General features: G+C 59.3%; 20 protein-coding genes. 3 read left to right on the plus strand and 17 right to left on the minus strand.

Going from position 1 to position 21,883, the window contains the following annotated elements; translation table 11 throughout:
• Positions 1-253: 253 nt before the first annotated feature.
• From ABEV74_RS03385 to ABEV74_RS03410, 6 genes are all read right to left on the minus strand, one after another.
• Positions 254-766, minus strand: coding sequence for an adenine phosphoribosyltransferase (locus tag ABEV74_RS03385; protein ID WP_062491973.1), 513 nt, complete (start codon positions 764-766; stop codon positions 254-256).
• A 3-nt stretch (positions 767-769) separates the two neighbouring features.
• A complete protein-coding gene (gene recJ, locus ABEV74_RS03390) occupies positions 770-3,223 on the minus strand; it encodes a single-stranded-DNA-specific exonuclease RecJ (RefSeq protein WP_430143433.1) in 2,454 nt (817 codons plus the stop codon).
• A 40-nt stretch (positions 3,224-3,263) separates the two neighbouring features.
• Positions 3,264-4,166, minus strand: coding sequence for a cation diffusion facilitator family transporter (locus tag ABEV74_RS03395; protein ID WP_062491971.1), 903 nt, complete (start codon positions 4,164-4,166; stop codon positions 3,264-3,266).
• A gap of 51 nt (positions 4,167-4,217) precedes the next feature.
• On the minus strand, positions 4,218-5,156 hold the full coding sequence (gene secF / locus ABEV74_RS03400; protein ID WP_430143434.1) for a protein translocase subunit SecF: 939 nt from the start codon (positions 5,154-5,156) through the stop codon (positions 4,218-4,220).
• Positions 5,146-6,378 (minus strand): protein translocase subunit SecD, encoded by a 1,233-nt coding sequence (gene secD / locus ABEV74_RS03405; protein ID WP_082655136.1) that lies wholly within the window; start codon positions 6,376-6,378, stop codon positions 5,146-5,148. Before secD ends, secF begins: the two co-directional genes overlap by 11 nt.
• A gap of 82 nt (positions 6,379-6,460) precedes the next feature.
• Positions 6,461-6,700, minus strand: a complete 240-nt coding sequence (locus ABEV74_RS03410; protein ID WP_062496641.1) for a post-transcriptional regulator — start codon at positions 6,698-6,700, stop codon at positions 6,461-6,463.
• Positions 6,701-6,960: 260 nt separating this feature from the next.
• Between ABEV74_RS03410 and spoVB the strand changes: the two genes are divergently transcribed.
• On the plus strand, positions 6,961-8,517 hold the full coding sequence (gene spoVB / locus ABEV74_RS03415) for a stage V sporulation protein B (protein WP_430143436.1): 1,557 nt from the start codon (positions 6,961-6,963) through the stop codon (positions 8,515-8,517).
• Here the strand turns inward: spoVB and ABEV74_RS03420 are convergent.
• Positions 8,514-9,266 carry a YetF domain-containing protein gene (locus ABEV74_RS03420; protein WP_430143438.1) on the minus strand — a complete coding sequence of 251 codons (753 nt, stop codon included), beginning with the start codon at positions 9,264-9,266 and terminating at the stop codon, positions 8,514-8,516. The two genes, spoVB and ABEV74_RS03420, sit on opposite strands and share 4 nt — an antisense overlap.
• 238 nt (positions 9,267-9,504) lie before the next feature.
• On the opposite strand from ABEV74_RS03420, the gene ABEV74_RS03425 reads away from it, so the two are divergent.
• A complete protein-coding gene (locus tag ABEV74_RS03425) occupies positions 9,505-9,891 on the plus strand; it encodes a TIGR04086 family membrane protein (protein WP_430143439.1) in 387 nt (128 codons plus the stop codon).
• 113 nt (positions 9,892-10,004) lie between these two features.
• Positions 10,005-10,856, plus strand: coding sequence for a phosphatase PAP2 family protein (locus ABEV74_RS03430; RefSeq protein WP_430143441.1), 852 nt, complete (start codon positions 10,005-10,007; stop codon positions 10,854-10,856).
• Between the two features lie 200 nt (positions 10,857-11,056).
• On the opposite strand, the gene yajC is transcribed toward ABEV74_RS03430, so the two are convergent.
• The 10 genes from yajC to ilvE form a co-directional block, all read right to left on the minus strand.
• Positions 11,057-11,371: a preprotein translocase subunit YajC gene (gene yajC, locus ABEV74_RS03435; RefSeq protein ID WP_062491960.1), complete on the minus strand. Its 315-nt coding sequence runs from the start codon at positions 11,369-11,371 to the stop codon at positions 11,057-11,059.
• Positions 11,372-11,384: 13 nt separating this feature from the next.
• Positions 11,385-12,518 carry a tRNA guanosine(34) transglycosylase Tgt gene (gene tgt, locus ABEV74_RS03440; RefSeq protein ID WP_062491958.1) on the minus strand — a complete coding sequence of 378 codons (1,134 nt, stop codon included), beginning with the start codon at positions 12,516-12,518 and terminating at the stop codon, positions 11,385-11,387.
• A 30-nt stretch (positions 12,519-12,548) separates the two neighbouring features.
• Positions 12,549-13,592: a tRNA preQ1(34) S-adenosylmethionine ribosyltransferase-isomerase QueA gene (gene queA / locus ABEV74_RS03445; protein ID WP_430143442.1), complete on the minus strand. Its 1,044-nt coding sequence runs from the start codon at positions 13,590-13,592 to the stop codon at positions 12,549-12,551.
• A 13-nt stretch (positions 13,593-13,605) separates the two neighbouring features.
• Positions 13,606-15,699 (minus strand): SpoIID/LytB domain-containing protein, encoded by a 2,094-nt coding sequence (locus ABEV74_RS03450; protein ID WP_430143444.1) that lies wholly within the window; start codon positions 15,697-15,699, stop codon positions 13,606-13,608.
• Between the two features lie 150 nt (positions 15,700-15,849).
• The gene (gene ruvB / locus ABEV74_RS03455) at positions 15,850-16,878 is read right to left on the minus strand and encodes a Holliday junction branch migration DNA helicase RuvB (protein WP_062491955.1); all 1,029 of its coding nucleotides are present in this window, start codon (positions 16,876-16,878) and stop codon (positions 15,850-15,852) included.
• Between the two features lie 19 nt (positions 16,879-16,897).
• A complete protein-coding gene (ruvA, locus tag ABEV74_RS03460) occupies positions 16,898-17,521 on the minus strand; it encodes a Holliday junction branch migration protein RuvA (protein ID WP_062491954.1) in 624 nt (207 codons plus the stop codon).
• Complete coding sequence (ruvC, locus tag ABEV74_RS03465; protein WP_062491953.1) at positions 17,518-18,021, minus strand: crossover junction endodeoxyribonuclease RuvC; 504 nt, start codon at positions 18,019-18,021, stop codon at positions 17,518-17,520. The genes ruvA and ruvC overlap by 4 nt, the downstream gene beginning before the upstream one ends.
• Positions 18,022-18,211: 190 nt before the next feature.
• Complete coding sequence (locus ABEV74_RS03470) at positions 18,212-18,850, minus strand: BofC C-terminal domain-containing protein (RefSeq protein WP_430143446.1); 639 nt, start codon at positions 18,848-18,850, stop codon at positions 18,212-18,214.
• A gap of 146 nt (positions 18,851-18,996) precedes the next feature.
• Entirely contained in the window at positions 18,997-20,814 is a 1,818-nt protein-coding gene (locus ABEV74_RS03475) for a LysM peptidoglycan-binding domain-containing protein (RefSeq protein ID WP_430143448.1), read from the minus strand.
• A 158-nt stretch (positions 20,815-20,972) separates the two neighbouring features.
• Entirely contained in the window at positions 20,973-21,851 is an 879-nt protein-coding gene (gene ilvE, locus ABEV74_RS03480; protein WP_062491945.1) for a branched-chain-amino-acid transaminase, read from the minus strand.
• Positions 21,852-21,883: the final 32 nt, after the last annotated feature.

The raw sequence follows: 21,883 nt of genomic DNA on the forward strand, positions 1-21,883 counted from the left end.
CGATCCTTTCCAAGAAGAGTCGCCAATAGAAAAAGCGGTTCGCTGCCGGGTGCGCCAGCCGGTGCGAAGCTTCTCCATGTGGTCATAAAACCCCCGATTATATGGATATGTTATTAAGATGTATTATGCCTCTTGCGCCTTCCTGCGTCAACCGTTCCGGATTGGCGCCCGGCAATTCGGCAAAAAAAAACCTGCGCCGGCTGCGGATGGCAGCCGGGCGGCAGGGATCGGAATGGCCGGTAGGAGCGAGCGGCTAATAGGTTACAAGCGAGAACACGTCGATGTCTGTCAGCTTGTCCCGTCCGTTCAGGTAGCCGAGCTCGATCAGAAAAGCGGCGCCAACGACTTCGCCTCCGAGCTGACGAACGAGCTTGATCGTCGTGGAGATCGTTCCTCCCGTCGCCAGCAGGTCGTCGGCAATCAGCACTCGCTGACCGGGCCGGATCGCGTCTTTATGCATCGCGAGCATATCTTTGCCGTATTCGAGGTCATAGCTCGCCTCGACCGTTTCGCCGGGAAGCTTGCCGCTTTTCCGAATCGGCACGAAACCGACGCCGAGCGCCAGCGCGAGAGGCGCGCCGACGACGAAGCCGCGCGCTTCCGGCCCCGCCACCAGATCGATCCGCTTGTCCTCCACCGCCTGTTTCATCGCTTCGATGGCGGCCCGGTACGCTTCGCCGTTCTTCAGCAGCGTCGTAATATCTTTAAACCGGATGCCCGGCTTCGGAAAATCGGGAATGACGCGTATAAATTGTTTGAAATCCATCGTTCAGGTCATCCTTTCAGGACTTGAAATCGTTGCTCCGCCATTTAACGTTCCGGTACGGCGCGCCGAACGTTCGGCGATCCAGCCGGACAGCTCCTTGTACGGCGCATGCAGAATGGAGGCGGATTCCGCCTCGCGAACCGCCGCCCGGTAACGGGCCGACTCGGAGAGCTCCCGTTTTTGCGGCGACGGGTTCACATATATGCTTCCTTCGCGCCGTTCGATAAATGCCAGTTCGGCAAAAACGTCCAGCATCATTTTGACGGTGTCGGCGGGCAATCCCGCCATCGCGGCAAGACGCTCGGACAAGCCTCGCTCGGGCAGCCGCTCCGCTCGTCGGAGCAGCTGATACACTTTGGCAAACTGCTCGCGTCCGGGGAATCGCCGGGTCCGCCCGGGTGAAGCGCGTTCCTGCCGGTATATGGCGTGCACGGCTTCCAGTCCGTTGCATCGCTCCAGCACTGCCGCCAGCCGTTCGCCGGAGGCCGGCTCGCCCAGCAGCACCAGCTCCTCGCAGCATATGCCCTCGTCGGGCATGCTTTCGAAGGTGTAAAACGAAAGCGTCCCGTTCTCCGCGCCTTGCTCCGGCTGCGCGGCGCCGGCCGCCGCCTCGGCCCACGCCTGCGTCGCCGCCAATACGGCCGCCGAACGTTCCCGCGCGGCCGTTCGTTCCAGAACGGCGCGCAGCGCGGCAAGCGGCTCGCGCTCCCCGCGCAGATCGAACAGCTGCACCTGCTCTACCCGCAAATCTTTCATCAGCAGCTGCGGACGGCGGTTGCCGTTCCATTCGTTCATCGCAAGTTCGCCGATTACGCTGACATAGGCGCCCTGGGCCAGCTGTTCGGCATACCCGCCCATACCGAAACCAACCGCGTCAAGCAGCCGGCCGCAGCCCGCGAGCGACAGCTTCAGATGCTTGTCGTCCTTGCCCATCGTTCTCCTGTCCGCAACATTGACGTTCGCGATCAGGACGCGCGGAGACGGATTGTCCGCGCCGAACGGCTGAAGCCTGTCCAACTGCTCGATCGTCTCGACCGAAGCTTCCTCCAAAGCGCATACGAGATCGACGCGCGTTTTCGGAATCCAGTCTTCAGCCGTCAACGTCCGCAGCGCCCACTCGCCAAGCCGGCGTTCGAGCTCCGCCAGCCGGTCGCGATGAAGAGTCATGCCGGCCGCAGCCTGATGGCCGCCGAAATGTTCGAACAGCTCGGCGCATGAAGTAAGCGCAGCATGAAGGTCATAGCCGTCGATGGAACGGGCGGAGCCTTTGCATAAGCCGGTCTCGCCATCGACGGAGAGGATGACCGTCGGCTTGTAGTGCTTCTCCAGCAGCTTGGACGCCACAATGCCGATGACGCCGACGTTCCAGCCTTCCCCGGCGAGAACGATGACCGGCGGCTCCGTCTCTCCTTCGCGCCGCGCGCGGTCGCAGCGCGCTTCCCACATCTCCTCCGCTTCGCGAACGATGGCGTCGACGATTTTCTGCCTTTCCCGATTGAGCCCGTCGAGCAGCGCCGCTTTCTCTTCGGCTTCCTCGGACCGCTCCGTCGTGAGCAGCGTGACGGCATGATCGGCATGGGACAACCGGCCGCTCGCATTAACCCGCGGCGCCATGCCGAATGCGACATCGGCGGCCGTTACGGCGGCCAGGTTCACATTCGCCTTCTCGGCCAGCGCCCGCAAGCCCGGAACGCTGCCGCCCCGCATCTGGGCGAGGCCGCAGCGGACGAGGATACGGTTTTCGCCGGTGAGCGGCATCAGATCGGCGATCGTGCCGAGCGCCGCGACATCGGCGAGTTCAAGCGGCGGCTCGCCCGTCAGCGCATGGGCGAGCTTGAAGGCGACGCCGGCGCCGGCCAGTCCTTTGAACGGATACGGGCATCCCGGCTGCTTCGGATTAATGAGCGCATGCGCTTCCGGAAGCACTTCCGGCGGTTCGTGATGGTCCGTGACGACGACTTCCATGCCGAGCTCGCGCGCATAAGCCACTTCATCGACCGCGCTCACCCCGGTATCGACCGTCAGCAGCAGGCGAACGCCGGCGGCCGCGGCCTGATCGATGGCCGGCCGGTTCAGACCGTATCCTTCTTTCAAGCGGTCCGGTATGTAATAATCGAAGTCATAACCGAGGCGCCGGAACAGCCGGATCAGCAGCGAGGTCGCCGATACGCCGTCGGCGTCGTAATCGCCGTAAATGCGGATTTTCCCACCATCCGCCGTCGTCCTGCGAATCCGCTCGACCACTTCTTCCATCCCCTTCAGCCGATACGGGTCGTGCATATGCTCCGGCCCCGCCTCGAGAAACAACCTTGCCGCCTCCGGCTCGTCCACGCCTCGCGCCACCAGCAGTCTGGCGACGAGCGGCGGCAGCTTCAGCGCGGCGGCGAGCTTCGCGGCCCGCTCATCCTGAACGGGCGTCCACTGGCCGACATCCCACCTTGTTTTCGGTTTGATCATTGGATTAAACCCTTCCTATGCAGCATGAATAACGCTGCTGCTACTGCAGCAGCGTCGGCATATGCTCCTGATTGGGATCATGATTCGATCTGTAAGGATAGCCGGGATCGTACGGCTCCACATGTACCGTCACATCCGCCACATGAATGAATCGGTCGAGCAGCAGCAGTCTGACCCGCTTGGCGATCTCGCTTCCTTCCATCACGCTGATGCGCGGATTGACGCTGATGACGACTTCGACCACCACGTAATGTCCGCGTTCGCGGGCCCGCACCATTTCCACCGTGATGACGCCTTCAACCCGCTGGATCACCTGCATCAGCTCATCGGCGCGTTCGGCTCCGCGCTCGGCGAACGCCCCGCTCCGGGCTGTGCCGACAATGAGCCGGCAGCCTTCCGCCAGCACGAGCGCGGAAATGATGAGCCCGGCGGCAGGATCGAGATAAGACAACTGCGGTACGGACATCAGATTGCCGATCCAGGCGCCGCCGGCGCCGGCCGCGGCGGCAGCCGACACATACAGGGCGGCTCTCCTGTCCCCGGCTCCGCCCGGCGGCAATACCCACTGCCGGACGAGCAGACCGAACAGCGCGGCAGCGGCAGCCGGCCAATGAGGCGCTTCCATATCTCCGGCTATTATAACGCGAATCGACGAGATGCCGATTTCCATCCCGGCAAGCAACATGATCGCTGACAGCACGACGTTTTTGGCGGTCTCCGCCTTCATATCTCCGCCGCGGCCTGCTCGTCCCGCCCGCGCGCGGCGGCTTAATCGAAGATCCGCATACGATTCCGCCGCTTCGGCGGTCGAGCGGAATGCATCGGCCAGCAGCGCCGTGCTCCCGCTCAGCCAGCCGACAATTCCTTTGAACAGCGCCAACGCCGTATTTCCCCACAAGCCGTACCTGATAGCGGCTTCCGATCGAGCGTATCGCTGCTTCATTTTGCACATGCGCCTCCTAATGCCATTGCGATCCGCCGGCAAGCAAGACGGCTACGACGCGGACTGCGCCTTGACCGCCTGCTTGTTCGGCTTCTGCTTGTTCTTCATGACAAGCCAGAGCTGACTGGCTATGCAAATCGTCGAATAAGCCCCGCTCAGCAGACCGATAATTTTCGCCAGCGAGAACAGCCTGATCGATTCGCTGCCGAACAGGAACAGACAGACGGCGACAATGACGACCGTCAGAACGGTGTAGATGTTTCGCGCCATCGTCTGCCATACGCTCGCGTTGACCAGTTCGGCGAGCTGATCGAAATTTTTCACTTTATTGAACCGCATATTTTCCCGAATCCGGTCGAATATGACGATCTTGTCGTTGATCGAGTAACCGATCGTCGTCAGAACGGCGGCGATAAACGGCAAGTCGACCTGCAGCCGGAAGATGGAGAAGATCGCGACCACGACGAACGCATCGTACAATATCGCAATGTTCATCGCGAGCGCCATCCGCCATTCAAAGCGGAGCATGACATACAGCATGATCGCCACAGAGGCGATAATGATCGCAAATATCGTTTTGATGCCGAGCTCCCGGGCCATATCCGGAGAGACGATGTTAATTTCCGACGAGACGTCTTCTCCGTATTTGTCCTTGAACAGCTTCATAATATGATTCGTTTCCGACTGTTCCAGCACCGTTTCGAACCGGACCGTCACCCGCTCGCCGCGATTGCCCCCGACGGTCGGTGTAACGTCCTCGTAGCCGGCTTCCGCCAGCAGCTGCTTCGCTTCATCTTGCGTAATCGACGAGCCGCTGAGCGATATATCCATATTCGTGCCGGCCTTGAAGTCGACGCCGTAATTCAAATTAAAAATAAGAAGCGACAGGATGCCCGCTATCGTCAGCGCGATCGAGAAGGCAAAAAACTTGTTCCGGTTGCGAACAAAGTCAAACCGGATTTTCGTCTGGTATTTCGTATTATAGTTCACGGATTTCCGCCTCCTTCACGCCGTAATAGAACGGCTTGGTGAATACATTGCTTTTGACAAGCAAATGAATCAGGAAGCGGGAGAAAAAGACGTTCGTCAATACGCTGAGCAGGATGCTCAAAATCATCGTCAGCGCGAAGCCGCGGATCGCCCCGTTGCCGATATAATAGAGCACCAGGCTGGAAATGATGCTCGTAACGTTGGCGTCCATAATGGTGCGGAACGAGCTCTTCGATCCGGCTTTCAGCGAAGACAGCAAACTTTTGCCGCTGCGGATCTCTTCCTTGATCCGCTCCGCGGTAATAATGTTGGCGTCGACCGCCATCCCGATGCCGAGCACGAACGCGGCGATGCCGGGAAGCGTTAACGTGGCGTTCATCAGATTGTATACGATAATGAGCAGCCACGTATACGTGATCAGCGAAATGCAGGCGACGACGCCGGGCAGCCGGTACAGAATGACGAGAAACACCAGAATAATCAACGTGCCGATGATGCCGGCCTGCACCGTTTTCTCCAGCGACTGCTGGCCGAGCGTCGCGCCGACGCTCTGCGTATATTTCTCCGTCAGCTTCAGCGGAAGCGCGCCGAGGTTGATCGTATCCCGCAGCTTCCGCGCTTCCTCCAGCGTATAGTCGCCGCTGATCTGGGCGCTGCCGCCGGTGATCGGGTAGTTAACGACCGGGCTGGACAGCAGTTCGTCGTCCAGATAGATGGACAGCGTCTGCCCGGTCAGGCGAGTCGTCACATCCTCAAACTTCTTCGCATCCTTCAGCTTGATCGTCACAAGCGGATTGCCGACCTGATCGTATTCGACTCTCGCCCCGTTTTCCACAAAATCGCTGCCTTTAAGCTCGATCGTTCCGTCGGGCGCGCGAAACGTCAAATTGACCGGTTTTTTGATGATTTCCCGGACTTCCTCTTCATTCGTAACGCCCGCCAGCTTCACCCGAATCCGGTTGCTGCCCTCCGTCGTAATTTCCGGCTCGGCAATGCCCAGGGCATCGACGCGCGATTCCAGGCTTTTCGCCGTCTCGCGCAGCGATTCGGGCGTCACCTGCTGGCCGCCTTCGATCGGCGAAGCCTCGTACAAAATTTCGAAGCCGCCCTTCAGGTCCAGCCCGAGCCGGACTCCCCGGACAAAATCGGGGCTTGTCCATACGATCGCGCCAAACAAGACGACGACGACCCCGAGGAAGGCGATAATTCTCTTCCCGCTCATAACGTCCATGCTCCTCCTTCAGTTCTCAATAGTCCTATTATAGCGATGGATAAAATGGCAGTCAAAAAAAGAACCCCTTTCCTCAGAAACGGGTTCTTCGCAAGGCGTTCAACGTCAAGTAGTTCATAAATTGCGTCGCCTTGAGCGACAAAATATCGTTGACGACCCGGTGAAGCGCCGGCATGCCGCTCTTGGCGTAATTGGCGCTCACGCATTCCCAGATTTCATCCGCGCTGACATGCTCGTAGCCGATCAACCGAAACTCTTCCGCCTTGCTCTCGCACAGCGCCCTGATCGAATCGTCCCATTCCAGTTCCTCCATCATCCGTTTCCCCCTCCAAGTCCGGCTTTGTCGTCCGACAGGCCATGTTCACTAGGACCCTGGATTTTTTCATGTGTAGCGGCGAATCTCCCCGCCAGTTTCGCTTAACAGTTCGCTGCCGCCGATCCGAATTCCTGCATAAGGCTGAAAATGGCTGACATGGAAACGGACGGGCCTTGCATAAAAATGTTATACGGGCCTGTCTCGCGTGCCCCGGACACCGGCCCGTTCAAAAACCGTGACGAGAAGAGGGAGCAAATGTGACGAAGCAAACGTTTATCAAAGGAGCCATGATTCTCCTCGCCGCCGGGGTCATCAACCGGATTCTCGGCTTCGTGCCGCGAATCGCTCTGCCTCGCATTATCGGCGCGGAAGGAGTCGGCTTGTACCAGCTCAGCTATCCATTCTTGTCCGTCATGCTGACTCTGATTGTAGGAGGAATCCCGCTCGCGATCGCCAAATGGGTGGCCGAAGCCGAATCGTCCGGCGATACGGAGCGGGCCAAACATATTTTCCGCACCGCGATGGCGCTCGTCGTAACGCTTTCTCTCCTGTTTACAGCGGCGCTGCTGCTGCTTGCGCCGTGGGTGACGACACATGTCCTGCCCGACAGCCGGGTGTACCGGACGTTTCTATGTATGACGCCGCTGCTTTTGATTATCGGTATTTCGTCGGTATACCGCGGTTACTTTCAGGGCAAGCAAAACATGGTGCCGACAGCGGTATCGCAAGTCGTGGAAACGGTCATCCGCATTATCGCCAGCTTGTCTCTCGCCGCCGTGCTGCTGCCGTACGGCGTGGAGTGGGGAGCGGCCGGCGCCATGATCGGCGTCGTCGCCGGCGAAATCGGCGGCTTGTCCGTCCTGCTCTGGAAATTTTACCGCGGACGCCCCCGTCCGGCACCGGCCGCCGGCTCCGGCACGACCGCGGCGGAACGGGAACCGGCGCTGAAGCGGTTGCTCGGATTGTCCGCACCGGTCACCGCAAGCCAGATGGTCGGCTCTCTGTCGGGATTGCTGGAATCGATCTTCATCACCCGCTCCCTGGCGGCGGCCGGCATCGTCACCAGCGTCGCAACCGCCCAGTACGGCGCGCTGAAAGGAATGATCATGCCGCTCGTCCTGCTTCCGACCGCACTGACCTATTCGCTCGCCGTTTCGCTGGTGCCGTCGCTTTCGGAAGCGGCTGCGCGCGGCGATCGTGCGACGATTCACAAGCGGTTGCATCAGTCTATGCGGCTGGCGCTCGTAACGGGGGCGCCGTTCGTCATCGTCATGTGGCTGTTCGCCGAACCGATATGCCGGCTGCTGTACAATCATGCGGAAATTGCTCCGATGCTTCGCCTGATCGCGCTGGTCGGCCTGTTCATTTATTTGCAGGCTCCGCTTCAGGCTTCCCTTCAGGCGCTGAACAAAGCGGGCACCGCCTTGACGAACACCTTCATCGGAGCGGCCATCAAGCTGACGCTTATTATCCAGCTCGCGTCCAATCCCGATTTCGGCATATACGGAGCGCTTATCGCCATCAGCGTCAATATTATACTCGTCACACTGCTTCATGCCGTCAGCGTGCTTCGTTATATCGGATTCCGGATGAAAGGAACGGATTTCCTTAAAGTCGGAGCCGCCATGACCATTATGGGCGCGGCGACGCAGTGGCTGATGAACCGGCAGCTCCTGCCGGCGGAATGGCTGAATTTGGCCGGCGCCTGCGCGGCCGGTGCCGCCATCTACCTGGTGCTGATGGTCGCCATGGGCATTATCGACCGGCACGATGCCGCGAGAGTCCCGTTCATCGGACGCTGGTTTCGGCCCTAGCGGTTCGGATTGTGCTTGCGGTACGTGTTGATGTATAGCTTCCCTTCGTGGTCGATCGAGCAGAAGAAGACGTCCCGGAAATTGGAAACGCCGTTACGGCGCAGTTCGTTTTTGAGCCAGAAGCGGCTTTTGCCAAGCTGCTGCAGATGTTCGTCCTGCACCTGACCATCCATGATCAGGCTGACCGGCAACGACTCGAAGCGGAACATGTCGGACGGCGCCATCGGCTGAGCCGCCTGCCCGCTGCCGTCCGGTTCTTGACGATGCGGATCCGATGCGTCTTGTTGCGCATTTTCATTCTCGTTTTTTTTCACGATGGACAGTTTGCCGTTCGTCTCCAATATGGCGAATTCGACATCGTCCGGCGACGACAACTGATTTTCCCGCAGCTGCGATGTCAGATCGTCGATGTTGTATCGTTCTTTGCGCATCGCTTCGCGGTTCAATTGTCCCTTCGCAATAATGACGGACGGCTTGCCGTCCAGCAGCCGGCGAACGGTCCGGCTCTTCAAGGCCAGAAAAGCCGTTGCGATCTGGATCGCCACCAGCAGCGCCATCGGCAGCACCCCGTCCCAAATAGGGCGTTTGACATCTTCGATGACGATGACCGCGATTTCGGCAATCATGAACGAAATAATCAGGTCGAATACCGACAGTTTTCCAATCTCCCGTTTGCCCATCAGCCGAACCGTTAAAAACACGACGAAGTAAATGACAAGCGTCCGGAACAATAACAGCAAATATTCCATCGTCAACGGCCTCCCGATTTATCATCGTACGCGATCCGACTGCGGCAGCAGTCTTGCAACTCCTAGTGTCACCCCGCGCCGATGGCGGCATACGGCGACAGCCTTACGAATTTATGGCAGGACGAGTCGGGCTTCGGCCGTACTATTTTGTCCGGCTTGACCATATGGTTGTAATAACGTCCGATGGCATGGCCGAATGAACAGATCGCCATCCATTTTTCAAAAGGAGGAAGGTTCAATGAGTTCGAAGCATGTTACCAAAGCTCCGCTCGGTTCCCCGTTTCTGGCCGGTGTCGTAACCGCCGCGCTATGGCTGGCGGCGGGCGCCTTGCTGTTGTCGTTGCTGCTGCGATACGGCGGGCTGCAGGAAAGCGATCTTCCGGTCTCCGCGATGATTGCCCACGGGGTTGCGGCACTGGCCGGCGGATTTGCCGCAGGCAAGAGTTCCGGGCATAAAGGCTGGTATTACGGCAGCATTCTCGGCTTTTTCTATGCGAGCATCATTCTGCTTATCGGTTTTCTGGCGGCCGACGGCGGTCTGTCCGCACGCAGCGCGCTGCTTGTCGGCGTCACCATTCTGTCCGGCGCGTTCGGCGGCATGGTCGGCGTCAATCTGCACAAGTAACGGCACCGTACTTGGCGGCACAGCTGCCGGCCGAACCTATCCCCTCCGCCCGACATTATGCTATACTAGACGTTATATGCGGAACCGGAGACGATATAGGGGGATACAATACCATGGTGCTATTTCATTCCATGAACGACGTCATATGGTATACGACGCTGACCGTTATCATTTTGCTTGCTTACGGAACCGGCGCCAATCCGTTGCGGGTCGGCGGACGGTTCGTGCGGGAGCTGGCCGTTTCGCGCAGCCATCTGCTCCTGTTTGCCGCTCTGCTCGGCATTTTGCTGCTCAACAAGCTGGAGTTGTCGTTCGAAGGGGAAATGCAGTACGGCGCCGATTTCACGCCGCTGTTTTATGCGATCGAAGGGGATCTGGTCGCGAATATCCAGCAGCTGCTCGTGCGCGATTGGCTGACGCCCGTCATGTCCTTTATGTATATTGTCGTTTTTCAGTCGCTGCTTATCGCATCGCTCGTCATGTACGTCTATCTCGATCCGACGAAACGGCTGTACAGGGCGACCTGCTATGCGATCATGATCAATTACGTCATCGCGATCCCGTTTTTTCTTTATTTTCCGGTTAACGAAGCGTGGTTTTACCACTCGAACGTATCGTTTCCGATGCTTGAGACGTTTCCCGCCTTCGAGTCGGAATACCGCCATTTGTCCGGGCTGGACAATTGCTTTCCGAGTCTCCACACTTCGATCTCGGTCACGCTTTCGATCCTTGCGTTCCGCTCGAAGATTCGGCGCTGGGCCTGGCTCGTCGGAATAAGCGCAGCCGTCATTATTACGAGCATTTTCTATCTGGGGATTCACTGGATGACCGATATGCTGGGAGGGACGGTACTCGGCATCTTTTCCGCAGCGCTCGGGCTCTATTTCAGCCGGTACGACCTGCCTGCAGGCCGCACCTTTCCCGTGCCGGGATCGATGCGCGAGCTGACGAACAAACGGCGCTAAAGGGCGGAAAGCTGCCCATCTCCAGCGCCTGACGATGCTGTCCGGCGCTGTGTTAACGGCGGGCCTGCCGGGCGGGGCGCGAGGGTTCGGGCGGCTTGGCTACCGGGGGCTTCGGTTCTCCAAATATCTTTTAGGCGAACGGCAAAAAACCGGCTAGGCTTACGGCCCGGCCGGTTTTTTACGTTTCGTTTGCCTTTCCGTTACGAATCCGAGGAAGCTGCCGCACTCGAAATAACGGAATTGACAGCGCTCCGCTCGAACGTAATTTTCGTTGCGTCGTTGACGCGCAGCACGACCGTATCGTCGGTCAGCTCGACTATCGTTCCATGCATGCCTCCGATCGTCGTAATTTTGTCGCCCTTCTTCAGCTGGCTCAGCATCAAATTGCGCTGCTTCTGCTTCTTCTGCTGCGGACGAATCAACAGGAAATAAAATACGGCGAACATCAGCACAAACGGAAGAATAAGGCCGAGAAATCCGCCTGAGCCGGCGCCTGCATCTGCCGCTATAAACATGGTACCCCCCCTTTCAAAACCCTTTCTCATTGTCGAACAGTCCGTACCGGGCGAAAAATTCGTCCCGGAAGTCCAGCAGCCGGTCGTCCCGAATCGCCTGGCGCACATCTTCCATAAGCCGCAGCAAAAAGTGCAGGTTATGGTAAGTCGTCAGCCGGATGCCGAACGTTTCATCGGCTTTGATCAGATGACGGATATACGCTCGCGAATAGTTGGCGCAAGTGTAGCACGTGCAGGCGGGATCCAGCGGACCGAAATCCTCCGCATATTTCGCATTGCGGACGACGAGTCTGCCTTCGCTGGTCATCAGGGTGCCGTTGCGGGCAATCCGCGTCGGCAGGACGCAATCGAACATGTCGATTCCGCGGATCGAGCCTTCGATCAGCGCATCCGGCGATCCTACTCCCATCAGATAGCGCGGCTTGTCCGCCGGCAGGAGAGGCGTCGTGTAGTCGAGCACCTCAAACATGGTATGTTTTGGTTCGCCGACGCTTAGTCCACCAATAGCATACCCCGGGAAATCCATGGAAGTCAACTCGGCCGCGCTTTGTTTGCGCAAATCTTCGTACATGCCGCCCTGAACGATGGCAAACAGCGCCTGCTCGTCTTTGCGGGCATGCGATTTCAGGCACCGTTCCGCCCATCGGGTCGTCCGTTCGAGCGATTGCTTGACATAATCGTACGTTGCCGGATACGGCGGGCATTCGTCGAACGCCATCATGATGTCGGAGCCGAGCGCGTTCTGAATTTCCATCGCTTTCTCGGGTGAAATAAACAGCTTGTCCCCGTTCAGATGCGATCGGAACTCCACGCCTTCTTCGGTGATTTTCCGCATATTGCTCAGGCTGAACACCTGAAAACCGCCGCTGTCGGTCAAGATCGGCCGGTCCCAGTTCATAAACCGGTGCAGTCCGCCCGCCCGGCGAATCAGGTCGTGGCCCGGCCGGATGAACAGATGATACGTGTTGCTCAAGATGATGCGGGCATCCATCGCCTTCAGTTCTTCCGGGCTCATCGTCTTTACGGTTGCCTGGGTGCCGACAGGCATGAACGTCGGTGTCTCGATGACGCCGTGCGGCGTATAAATCCGGCCGAGGCGGGCGCCCGACTGCTTGCAAGTTTTGATCAGTTCATATTTAATGGCCACTTTTTCCCTCTTCCGTTCCGTATTTCCGTATTAATAGATAAACATCGCATCGCCGAAGCTGAAGAAGCGGTACTCCCGTTCAATCGCTTCCGCGTACGCTCTCATCACCGCATCCCGTCCCGCCAGCGCGCTGACCAGCATCACGAGTGTCGATTGCGGCAGATGAAAATTCGTCAGCAGCGCGTCGACCATCCGAAATTTGTAGCCGGGATAGATGAAAATGTCCGTCCAGCCGCTGCACGCCTCGATGTTGCCGTCGGGATACCGGCCGCCAAGCGTCTCCAGCGTCCTGGCGGACGTCGTGCCGATCGCGACAATGCGCCGCCCCGCTTGCTTCGCCTCGCGGATCATGCGCGCGTTCGCTTCATCGAGACGATAATATTCCGCATGCATCTCGTGGTCTTCCACATTTTCCGCCGATATCGGCCGGAACGTTCCGAGTCCGACATGCAGCGTTACGTAAGCGATTTGAACGCCCTTGTCCTGCAGCTCCCGCATAAACGACTCGGTAAAATGAAGTCCTGCCGTCGGCGCCGCGGCCGACCCGGTATGACGGGCATATACGGTCTGGTACCGCTCGCGGTCTTCCAGTCTTGTCTTGATGTACGGCGGCAGCGGCATCTCGCCGAGCCGATCGAGAAGTTCGTGGAAAATGCCCTCGTACCTGAAGCGTACGATCCGGCTTCCCATTTCTCCTTCTTCTTCCACGACGGCGCGCAGCAGCGGAGTACCGGCTTGATCGCCAAACGCAATCTCCGTCCCCCGCTTCAAACGCTTCGCCGGCTTGGCCAACGTCTCCCACCGGTCGCCCTCCAGCTGCTTGAGCAGCAGCAGTTCCACCTTCGCGCCGGTATCTGCCTTGACGCCGATCAGCCTCGCCGGCATGACGCGCGTATCGTTAAACACAAACGTATCGCCTTCCCGTACGTATGCCGCCAAGTCACGAAACGTATGGTGGGCGATCCGGCCGGTTGCCTTCTCGAGCGTCAGCAGCCTGGAAGCGGTGCGCTCCGGCAGCGGCGTCTGGGCAATGAGCCGCTCCGGCAGCTCGAAATCGAACCATTCCGCTTTCATATTTTTATTATGGTCAACCTTTCGCAATCGTAGTTTCCGGGTAGTAGTATTTCAATATTCGCTGGTAATCATACCCTTGCCGGGCCAGGCCGAGCGCGCCGTACTGGGACAGGCCGAGCCCGTGTCCGTTGCCCGTGCCGACGAACCGAAAGCCCGGCTCCTTCGTCGTCGCGCGCAGCTTGCCGTTCCCGTCAAGAACGAACACGCCCGGGTCGGGCGCTTGCCGGACGCTCCCCGATGCCCCGAGCACATAGAGGGGATTGCTGTCGGCCGGCAGTTCCCTTCTCGCGCCGGCGCCCGACTCGATCGACAGCCGGGCCGTCTCGTCGACGGTGAACCGGGTGCTCGGCAGCGAACCGAGAGCCGAACGGAATATGTCCGGGTAACGAACGTCAAGCTTCTGTCCGTTCGCGGTCATTTCGGTTACGCGGCCGGAAGGCCCTCTCCCGGTCACCTCCAGCGTACGGATCGGCCCGGTGACGGCGGTCGCCGTTTTCCCTTTGAGCGTCGCGAGCAATTGCTCTGACGTAAACGGCCCGCGCACCCACGACATCGGATTGGATTGGAACGTCGAGCCGAGCGATACGACGCGCGTCCCTCTGTTCAGCGTGCCGACTGGCGCGACGCTATCCTGGACGAGCGGAATCGGCCGGACGTTGACGCCGTCCCCGGTCGCTTCCAGAATCGGCGCTCCCGCCGCGTTGGTCAGGCCGGTATCACGGAGAAAATCTTCCCGGACATAGCCGGTCTCGCCGTTCGGCATGACGATCCGGTACCAGCGGAGCAGCCCTTTCTCAGACACTTCGTCCGGACTCGATACGCTCTTCAAATAAGGTACGGCGTTCCCCCACACTTCCGTTCCGTCCGCTGTGGCTCCGCCGGCGCTGGAAGAGAACAGCGCCTCGATCACTTTACCTCCGTGCATCAACACCTCGCCCGCGGTCGCGTTGACGGCGGCGATCGTCGCCGCCTTCTCGGCGCCGGTGCCGCCGTAAGCCTGGCTGGCCACCGTATCGACCACATGGGCGATCTGGAAGCCGACGCCCTGATACAACGCATAGCTGCGGGCGGCTACGGCTTGCGCCTTGAGCGCTTCCGCCGGCCAGGACGCCGGCATTTCGGCGCCGACGACCGAATACAAATATTGTTCGAACGGCAACTCGTTGACAACCGCCAGTTTGCCGTTAAAACCGCTTGCTTCGAACGCTCCCCTGTACGTACGCCCGTAGCGTTCGGTCAGCTTGATCGGCTCCGCGCCGGACGGCGCAATCCACGCTTTCGTCCCCGTCAGCGGCACGGCGTAATGGCGTATCGCCGCATTCGCTTGCCCGGAGACGGTATGATCGTTCTGCACCAGCAAATACGGAGCCGATGCGTCAGCCTGGCGGAGCGCTTCCCCGCCCGCGCCGGCGACAGCCGACTTGACGGCGTTCAATCCGGCGGCATCGGCAGCGGCCCCGAGCATGACGGTATACGCACCGGCGCCGCGCAGCGCGACGAACGCATCGACGCCGGAAGCGCCGAACGCATCGGCCGCCTGGCGGGCTTCCGCTTCGCTGGCGAAGCCCCCCGTCTCCAGGTGAAAAGGTCCTTGCAGCACCGGCTTGACGGCGCCGGACTGCAGCTTCAGCCCCGCGCCGTTCCAGCGGTCGACCGCCTTCTTTCCTTCGGCGGCGTTCGCGTACCCGCCCTCGATCACCTGATAGACGGTTTTTCCATTCTTGGAGAGCGAGATCAGCTTGCCGGCCCCTTTGGCATCCTGCACCTGCTTGAGCAGCGCCTTTGCGGCGTTGAAATCGGCCGTCTCCGCAAGCTTCACCTTATAGTCGTCCAGCGAGAACCGGATTTGCTCTCCTGTCGGAATGGCGTCCCATGTCTTCGCGCCTGCGGGCTCGCGAAATCCGACGCTCAGCCCTCCCGCGGACGAAAACGTAGCCCAGGACGTATTCTGGGTATATTTGTTCGGCAAGTTCAAAAAGATGGCGACCCGGATCGTATCCAGACCCGGCGCCGCCCCTTGAGACGGGCGTACCGCCCCGACCGACACGGCCAGCAGCAGCGCCAGGCAGACGGCGGCGAGACGTTTCCAAGACGTTATCCCAACCATATGAAAAACTCCCCTCGCTCCCTACTCCATTTACGGATTCGTTCCGGACAGCGCCGGGGCGAAGCCCAGAAACAGCGTCGCGCCGTTCAAGAGCGCGGCCAAATTCGTTCCGGACAGCGCCGGGGCGAAGCCGTTGCTCGCATGCCGCTTCTATTGCGGCGCTTCCCGCTTCTCGTCGCCGCCGTCCGGCAGCGGGATTCCGAGGTGCCGGTATGCGAGCGGCGTCACGACCCGTCCGCGCGGCGTCCGCTGCAGAAAGCCGATCTGCATCAAATATGGCTCGTACACGTCCTCGATCGTCTGGCTTTCCTCCCCGATCGTGGCGGCAATCGTATCGAGCCCGACCGGACCACCGCGGAAAGCCGTAACCATCGACCGCAGCATTTTATGGTCGATGCTGTCGAGGCCGAGCGGATCGACCTGCAGCAGCTCCATCGCCGAACGGGCGATCTCATATGTGATGATGCCATCGCCCCGCACCTGCGCGAAGTCGCGCACCCGTTTCAGCAACCGGTTGGCGATCCGCGGCGTGCCGCGGGAACGCATGGCAATTTCGTTCGCGGCTTCCCCAACGACGGTGACGCCCAAAATTTCCGCCGCCCGGGTAACGATAAAGGCCAGCTCGTCCACCGTATAATATTCCAGCCGGCTGACAACGCCGAACCGGTCGCGCAACGGCGCCGACAGCAAGCCGGCGCGAGTAGTGGCGCCGACAAGGGTGAACGGCGGCAGATCGAGCCGGACGGAGCGGGCGCTCGGTCCTTTGCCGATCATAATATCGAGGGCGAAATCTTCCATTGCCGGATACAGCACTTCCTCCACCGAACGGTGGAGCCGATGGATTTCGTCGATAAAGAGGACATCGCCCTCCTGCAAATTCGTCAGCAGCGCGGCCAGATCGCCCGGCCGCTCGATTGCCGGGCCCGACGTCGTCCGCAGCTGCACGCCGAGCTCGTTGGCGATAATGTTCGAGAGCGTCGTCTTGCCGAGACCCGGCGGCCCGTACAGCAGCACATGGTCGAGCGCTTCCTTGCGCATTTTGGCAGCTTCGATATAAACCTTCAAATTTTCCTTCGCGTTCGTCTGCCCGATGTATTCATCCAGATAGCGGGGACGCAAGCTCAATTCGACAGCATGGTCGTCCATCATCAGATTGGCGGAAACTATTCGCTCTTCCATATGTATCGTCCTCCTTCCGTCAACCCTTGAACAGCTGCTGCAGCGCCCGCTTCATAAGCGAATCGACCGGCTCGTCGGCCGTTACGCTGTCGCGCAGCCGATGCCACGCCCGGTCCAGCTCCGCCGCCGTATAGCCGAGCGCAAGCAGCCCTTCACGCGCTTCGCGCCATGCCGTGCCGGCAGCAGCATCGGCCGGTTCGGCTTCCGGAGCCTCCAGTCCGGCCGCCGAATGCAGATCCGCGCCTTCGGCGCCGAGCTTGTCCTTCAGATCCAGAATCATCCGCTGCGCCGTCTTCTTGCCGATGCCCGGCAGCTTCGTCAGAAAAGCGACATTCTCCTGGCGGATGGCGGCCGCGATCGCATCGGGCCTCCCGCCGGCCAAAATGCCGAGCGCCACGCGCGGCCCGATGCCGGAGACGTCGAGTAGCGTCCGAAACAGCTTCTGTTCCTCCCGCGTCGCGAACCCGAACAGAAGCTCTGCGTCCTCGCGCACATAATGATGGGTGTAGACGACGACCGGCTCTTCCGAACGCGCGAAGCTGTACGGGTTCGGCGTAAAAATCCGATAGCCGACGTCTCTGACGTCGACGACGATATATTCCGCATCCAGATGAACGACGCGTCCTTTCACATAATCGATCATCGGCGCAGCACCTCGTTTATTTTGTGCGCCATGACGGCAGTATGGGCGTGGCAGATTGCCACTGCCAGCGCGTCGGCCACATCGTCCGGCTTCGGCACCGCAGCCAGCTTCAGAAACATGCGCACCATCTCCTGCACTTGCCGCTTTTCGGCTTTGCCGTAGCCGACAACCGCCTGTTTCACCTGCAGCGGCGTATATTCGGCGACCGGCACTCCCCGCTCCGCAGCTGCGAGGATGATGACGCCGCGCGCTTGACCAACGGCAAAAGCCGTCGTCACGTTGCGGTTAAAAAACAGTTTCTCAACCGCCACGGCGTCCGGCTTGTACCGATCCATCAGCGTTCCCGCCGATTCGTATATCTGCAGCAGCCGCTTCTCCTGCGGCGTGCCCGCTTCCGTCTCGATCGAACCGTACTGTACCGGCACGAGCTTGTGCCCGCTCTTGTCAATAAATCCGAATCCGGCAATCGCAATGCCGGGATCAATTCCCATAACCCGCAAACCCGTTCTCCCCTCACGATCTGCAGCGCGTTGAAACTCTGCCCTCTTAGTATAACAAAAGATAACGGCCATGAGAACAAGCGTTTGAGATCCCCCTTTTCATAAAAAACAGGGCTGTTCCCGAAGCAGTGTCCTTCTGCTTGGAATCAGCCCTGTGTGCCCCGGCTTCGCCGGCTTATCCGGCAACGCATCAATCGGCCGGCTTCATAACCTTCTCGCTATGCTCCAGCGCATAGTCGCTGTAAGTGGACAGTACGCTGTTGTATTCGTCGATATCGTTGATCCGGATTCCTTCGATCAGCCGGTCCACCCTGTCTTTCGGCAGACTGCTCTCCATATACTGAATATCGATCTGGAAAAACGTCCGGATCACCTTCTCCCGCTTGGGGGGACCTGCGAACAGCGCCACGTTGCCCTGCTTGTCCAGGCCGATATAAACTTGGCCCCTGCATGTATCGGCCAAATCTTCAATCCGTTCGACTATCCGTACCGCCCCGTCTTGATCGATCTCGGCCGACCATTCGGGATGGCTGCGCAGAAGACCGATCACCTTCCGGGACGTCATCGTTCCGAGCCGCTCCGTCTCCTCGCCGCAAATGTAAATGCGCCGCACGTAAACTTCGTGCGGCACGTTACTGTCGGCAATCGACTCGATGACGGCGGCCGTTCCGCTCGCATCCCGGCCTGCCGGATGCTGCGGCGCCCCGTCGGCAACAGCGGGCACGTTCCATATTGCGGCAGCGAGAGCCGCCCAGCAGCCCAGGGACAAAATCGGCCGCTTAGCTCTGCGAAGCCGCTTTTTGATTTGTTTCCAGAGGCTGAATTGCATAGGTTGGGAACCCCCTTAACTCCGCTTTTGGTATATTGTCTCTCGAATATGGCGGAATATGCATGATCAGGAAACGAAAAAGAAAGCCCCCTTCTCCCGCTAGGCGAATGAGACGGGGACCTTCCCGCAACCGACTCGAATTCGGGTCAACGATTAATCCACGGCGTGCTGCGGCGCCGCACCGGCGGGGACGGCTGCGAAGAGACGCGGACGGTCTTTCTGGCCGATTTGCGCGGCGCGGCCGTCTTCTTCGGCAAGGTCACCGCGTTCGCCGAAAACCCGATCTCGTCATTCGAGCTTCGCGTTTCGCTATCGCTTTCTTCCCGCTTGTCTTTGGAACCGCATTTGCAAGGCTTTTCTTTTCCGCCGCCGTGCACGCCGGCGGTATGCGGCCAGTAGCTGCCATAGACGGGCTGATGCCAGCCGTAGGCTGCCGCGTTATAACCGTACGCCGGGTTGGCGCCATGCAGATAGGCGGGGGCATTCCCGGGCGTATCGCTGCCGTACGAATACGGAGAATAATCGCCTTCATGCCCATAAGCGTAAGGCATGATGTTCGGCGCTGCGCCCCACGGTGCGGCTCCCCAATACGGGAAGTACGGATCGTTGACCGCGGACGGCATTACGCCCTGCGTATAGGGCCAGCTTTCCCCTTTAGCGAATTCCGGGGCCACATTTTCGTCGCCCTTCGCCGGCATGTGGCCGGACAGCGGACCGTAGCCGTAGTCCTTCGCTTCGCCCTTCGCCGGCATGTGGCCGGACAGCGGACCGTAGCCGTAGTCCTTCCCTTCGCCCTTCGCCGGCATGTGGCCGGACAGCGGACCGTAACCGTAGTCCTTCGCTTCACCTTTCGCCTGAATGTTCTCGGACAGCGGGCCGTAGCCGTGGCCCGTCATTCCCGGAACGTTGCCATGCACCGGACCATAATCAAATCCCGTCGTCCCCGGGATGTTGCCGTGCACCGGGCCGTAGCCGAATCCTGTCGTTCCCGGAACGTTGCCATACTCCGGACCGTAGCCGAATCCTGTCGTTCCCGGAACGTTGCCATACTCCGGACCATAGCCGAATCCCGTCGTTCCCGCGCCTGTCATCGGGATGTTGCCATGGATCTGACCGTAGCCGAAATCTTTCATTTCTCCGCCCGTCGCCGGAATGTTGCTGTAAAACGGACTGATGTCGCCCGCTTTCGACGTTTTATCGGGTGATTTCGGGATATTGTACATCGATAAAGCTTCCGTCGCGGGTACGCCGTATTGCTTGAACAAATCGACATACGGCTCGTAGCCTTTACTTACCGATTCCAATTTTTCCAGATTGGGAAACTTGGGGACATTTTCTTTGCCCAGCGTTATATTTTCCGCTTTCGCTTCGGGGGTATACTTTGGTTTGGATTCGGCGGCGGGTTTAGGTTCGGTCGCTTTCTTTTCGATCGGTTTCGTTTCGGCCGCTTTCTGTTCGACCGGTTTCTGTTCGGTCGGCTTTTTTTCGGTCGGTTTCTTTTCGGTCGGCTTCTTGCCCGGAATCGGCAGCGTCGACAATTTCCCGGCCCATTCTTTCACTCCGATAACGGCGGAAAGGGTGTTCGGCTTCACATTTTCGGCATTCGCTTGATCGGGCAATACGGTGTTGTCGGCCGCCGCCTTCGGAATATAAACGATTTCTCCGATCGTCAGCACGTTCGGATTATTAAGCTGCGGGTTAGCCTTGATCAAATCGCCAAGGGGAATGCCCCACGCCTTGGACAGCTTCCACAGCGTATCGCCCTGCTGGACGACATGGTGATGCATAACGCCTATACCGCCGGGCTTTACGGGAGCGGAAGGAATTTTCAACTTCATGCCGACGTCGATCTTGTTCGGGTCGGTAATGGACGGATTCAGCTTGACAATGTCTTCGACCGAGACGTTGTACTTTTGACTGATAAGATAAAGCGATTCGCCCTTCTTGACAATATGAATCTTCACTCGCCTTCGGACCTCCTGTCACGTTCAGTTTCGCAGCGTCGCACGGCCTTTGCCCGCCGCCAATCATTACATCATATGCAGCCCATGGGCAGGTGTCCCCGAGTTGGCGAAAAAAAAACAGCCCGCCGGTTGTCCGGCAGGCTGCTGGCCTGCTGTATTCAATATACTTTAACGCCGTCGACCGTGACGATTTTGCGGAACTCCTGAAGCAGCTGCGTCGTAATCGGGCCCGCTTTTCCTTCGCCGATCACGCGGCCGTCGACTTCGCGAACCGCGATGACTTCGGCGGCCGTGCCTGTGAAAAACACTTCATCGGCAACATAGACGTCGTGCAGCGTGAACGGCTCCTCCTTCAGCGGGAGCCCAAGCTTGCCGCACAGCTCGATAATGGCGTTCCGCGTAATGCCTTCGAGCGCGCCGACATAGCATGGAGGCGTGTAAACGACACCGCGCTTGACGATGAAAATATTGTCGCTCGAGCCTTCCGCCACGTACCCTTGCGAATTGACCATGATCGCTTCGCCGACGCCGGCCAGATTAGCCTGGATTTTGACCAGGATGTTGTTCAGGTAATTGAGCGATTTGATCTTCGGATTAAGCGCATCCGGAATGTTGCGGCGCTGCGACACCGAGACCGAGACAAGCCCGTTGCGGTAAGCTTCTTCGGAATAAATCGCCAGCTGTTCCACGATAATAATGACCCATGCCCGCTCGCACCGTTTCGGGTCGAGCCCCAGGTTGCCCGGTCCGCGGGAAACGACCAGCCGAATGTAACCGTCCCTCAGGCCGTTGCGGCGAATCGTCTCGACAAGCGCCTCCTGCATTTCCTCGTACGTCAGCGGAATGTCGAGCATGATCGACTTGGCCGAGTCGTACAGCCGGTCGAGGTGCTCCTTGCATTTGAAAATGTTGCCGTCATAAATCCGGATGCCTTCGAAAATGCCGTCTCCGTACAGGAAACCATGGTCGAAAACCGAAACTTTGGCGTTTTCTTTCGTGACGAATTCGCCGTTCAAATAAATCCATTGCTGTGCCATGAGCTTGATTGCACCTCCGTATAATAGTGGCC

It is taken from the genome of Paenibacillus cisolokensis (assembly GCF_050481165.1).
Lineage (GTDB): Bacteria > Bacillota > Bacilli > Paenibacillales > Paenibacillaceae > Paenibacillus_AH > Paenibacillus_AH cisolokensis.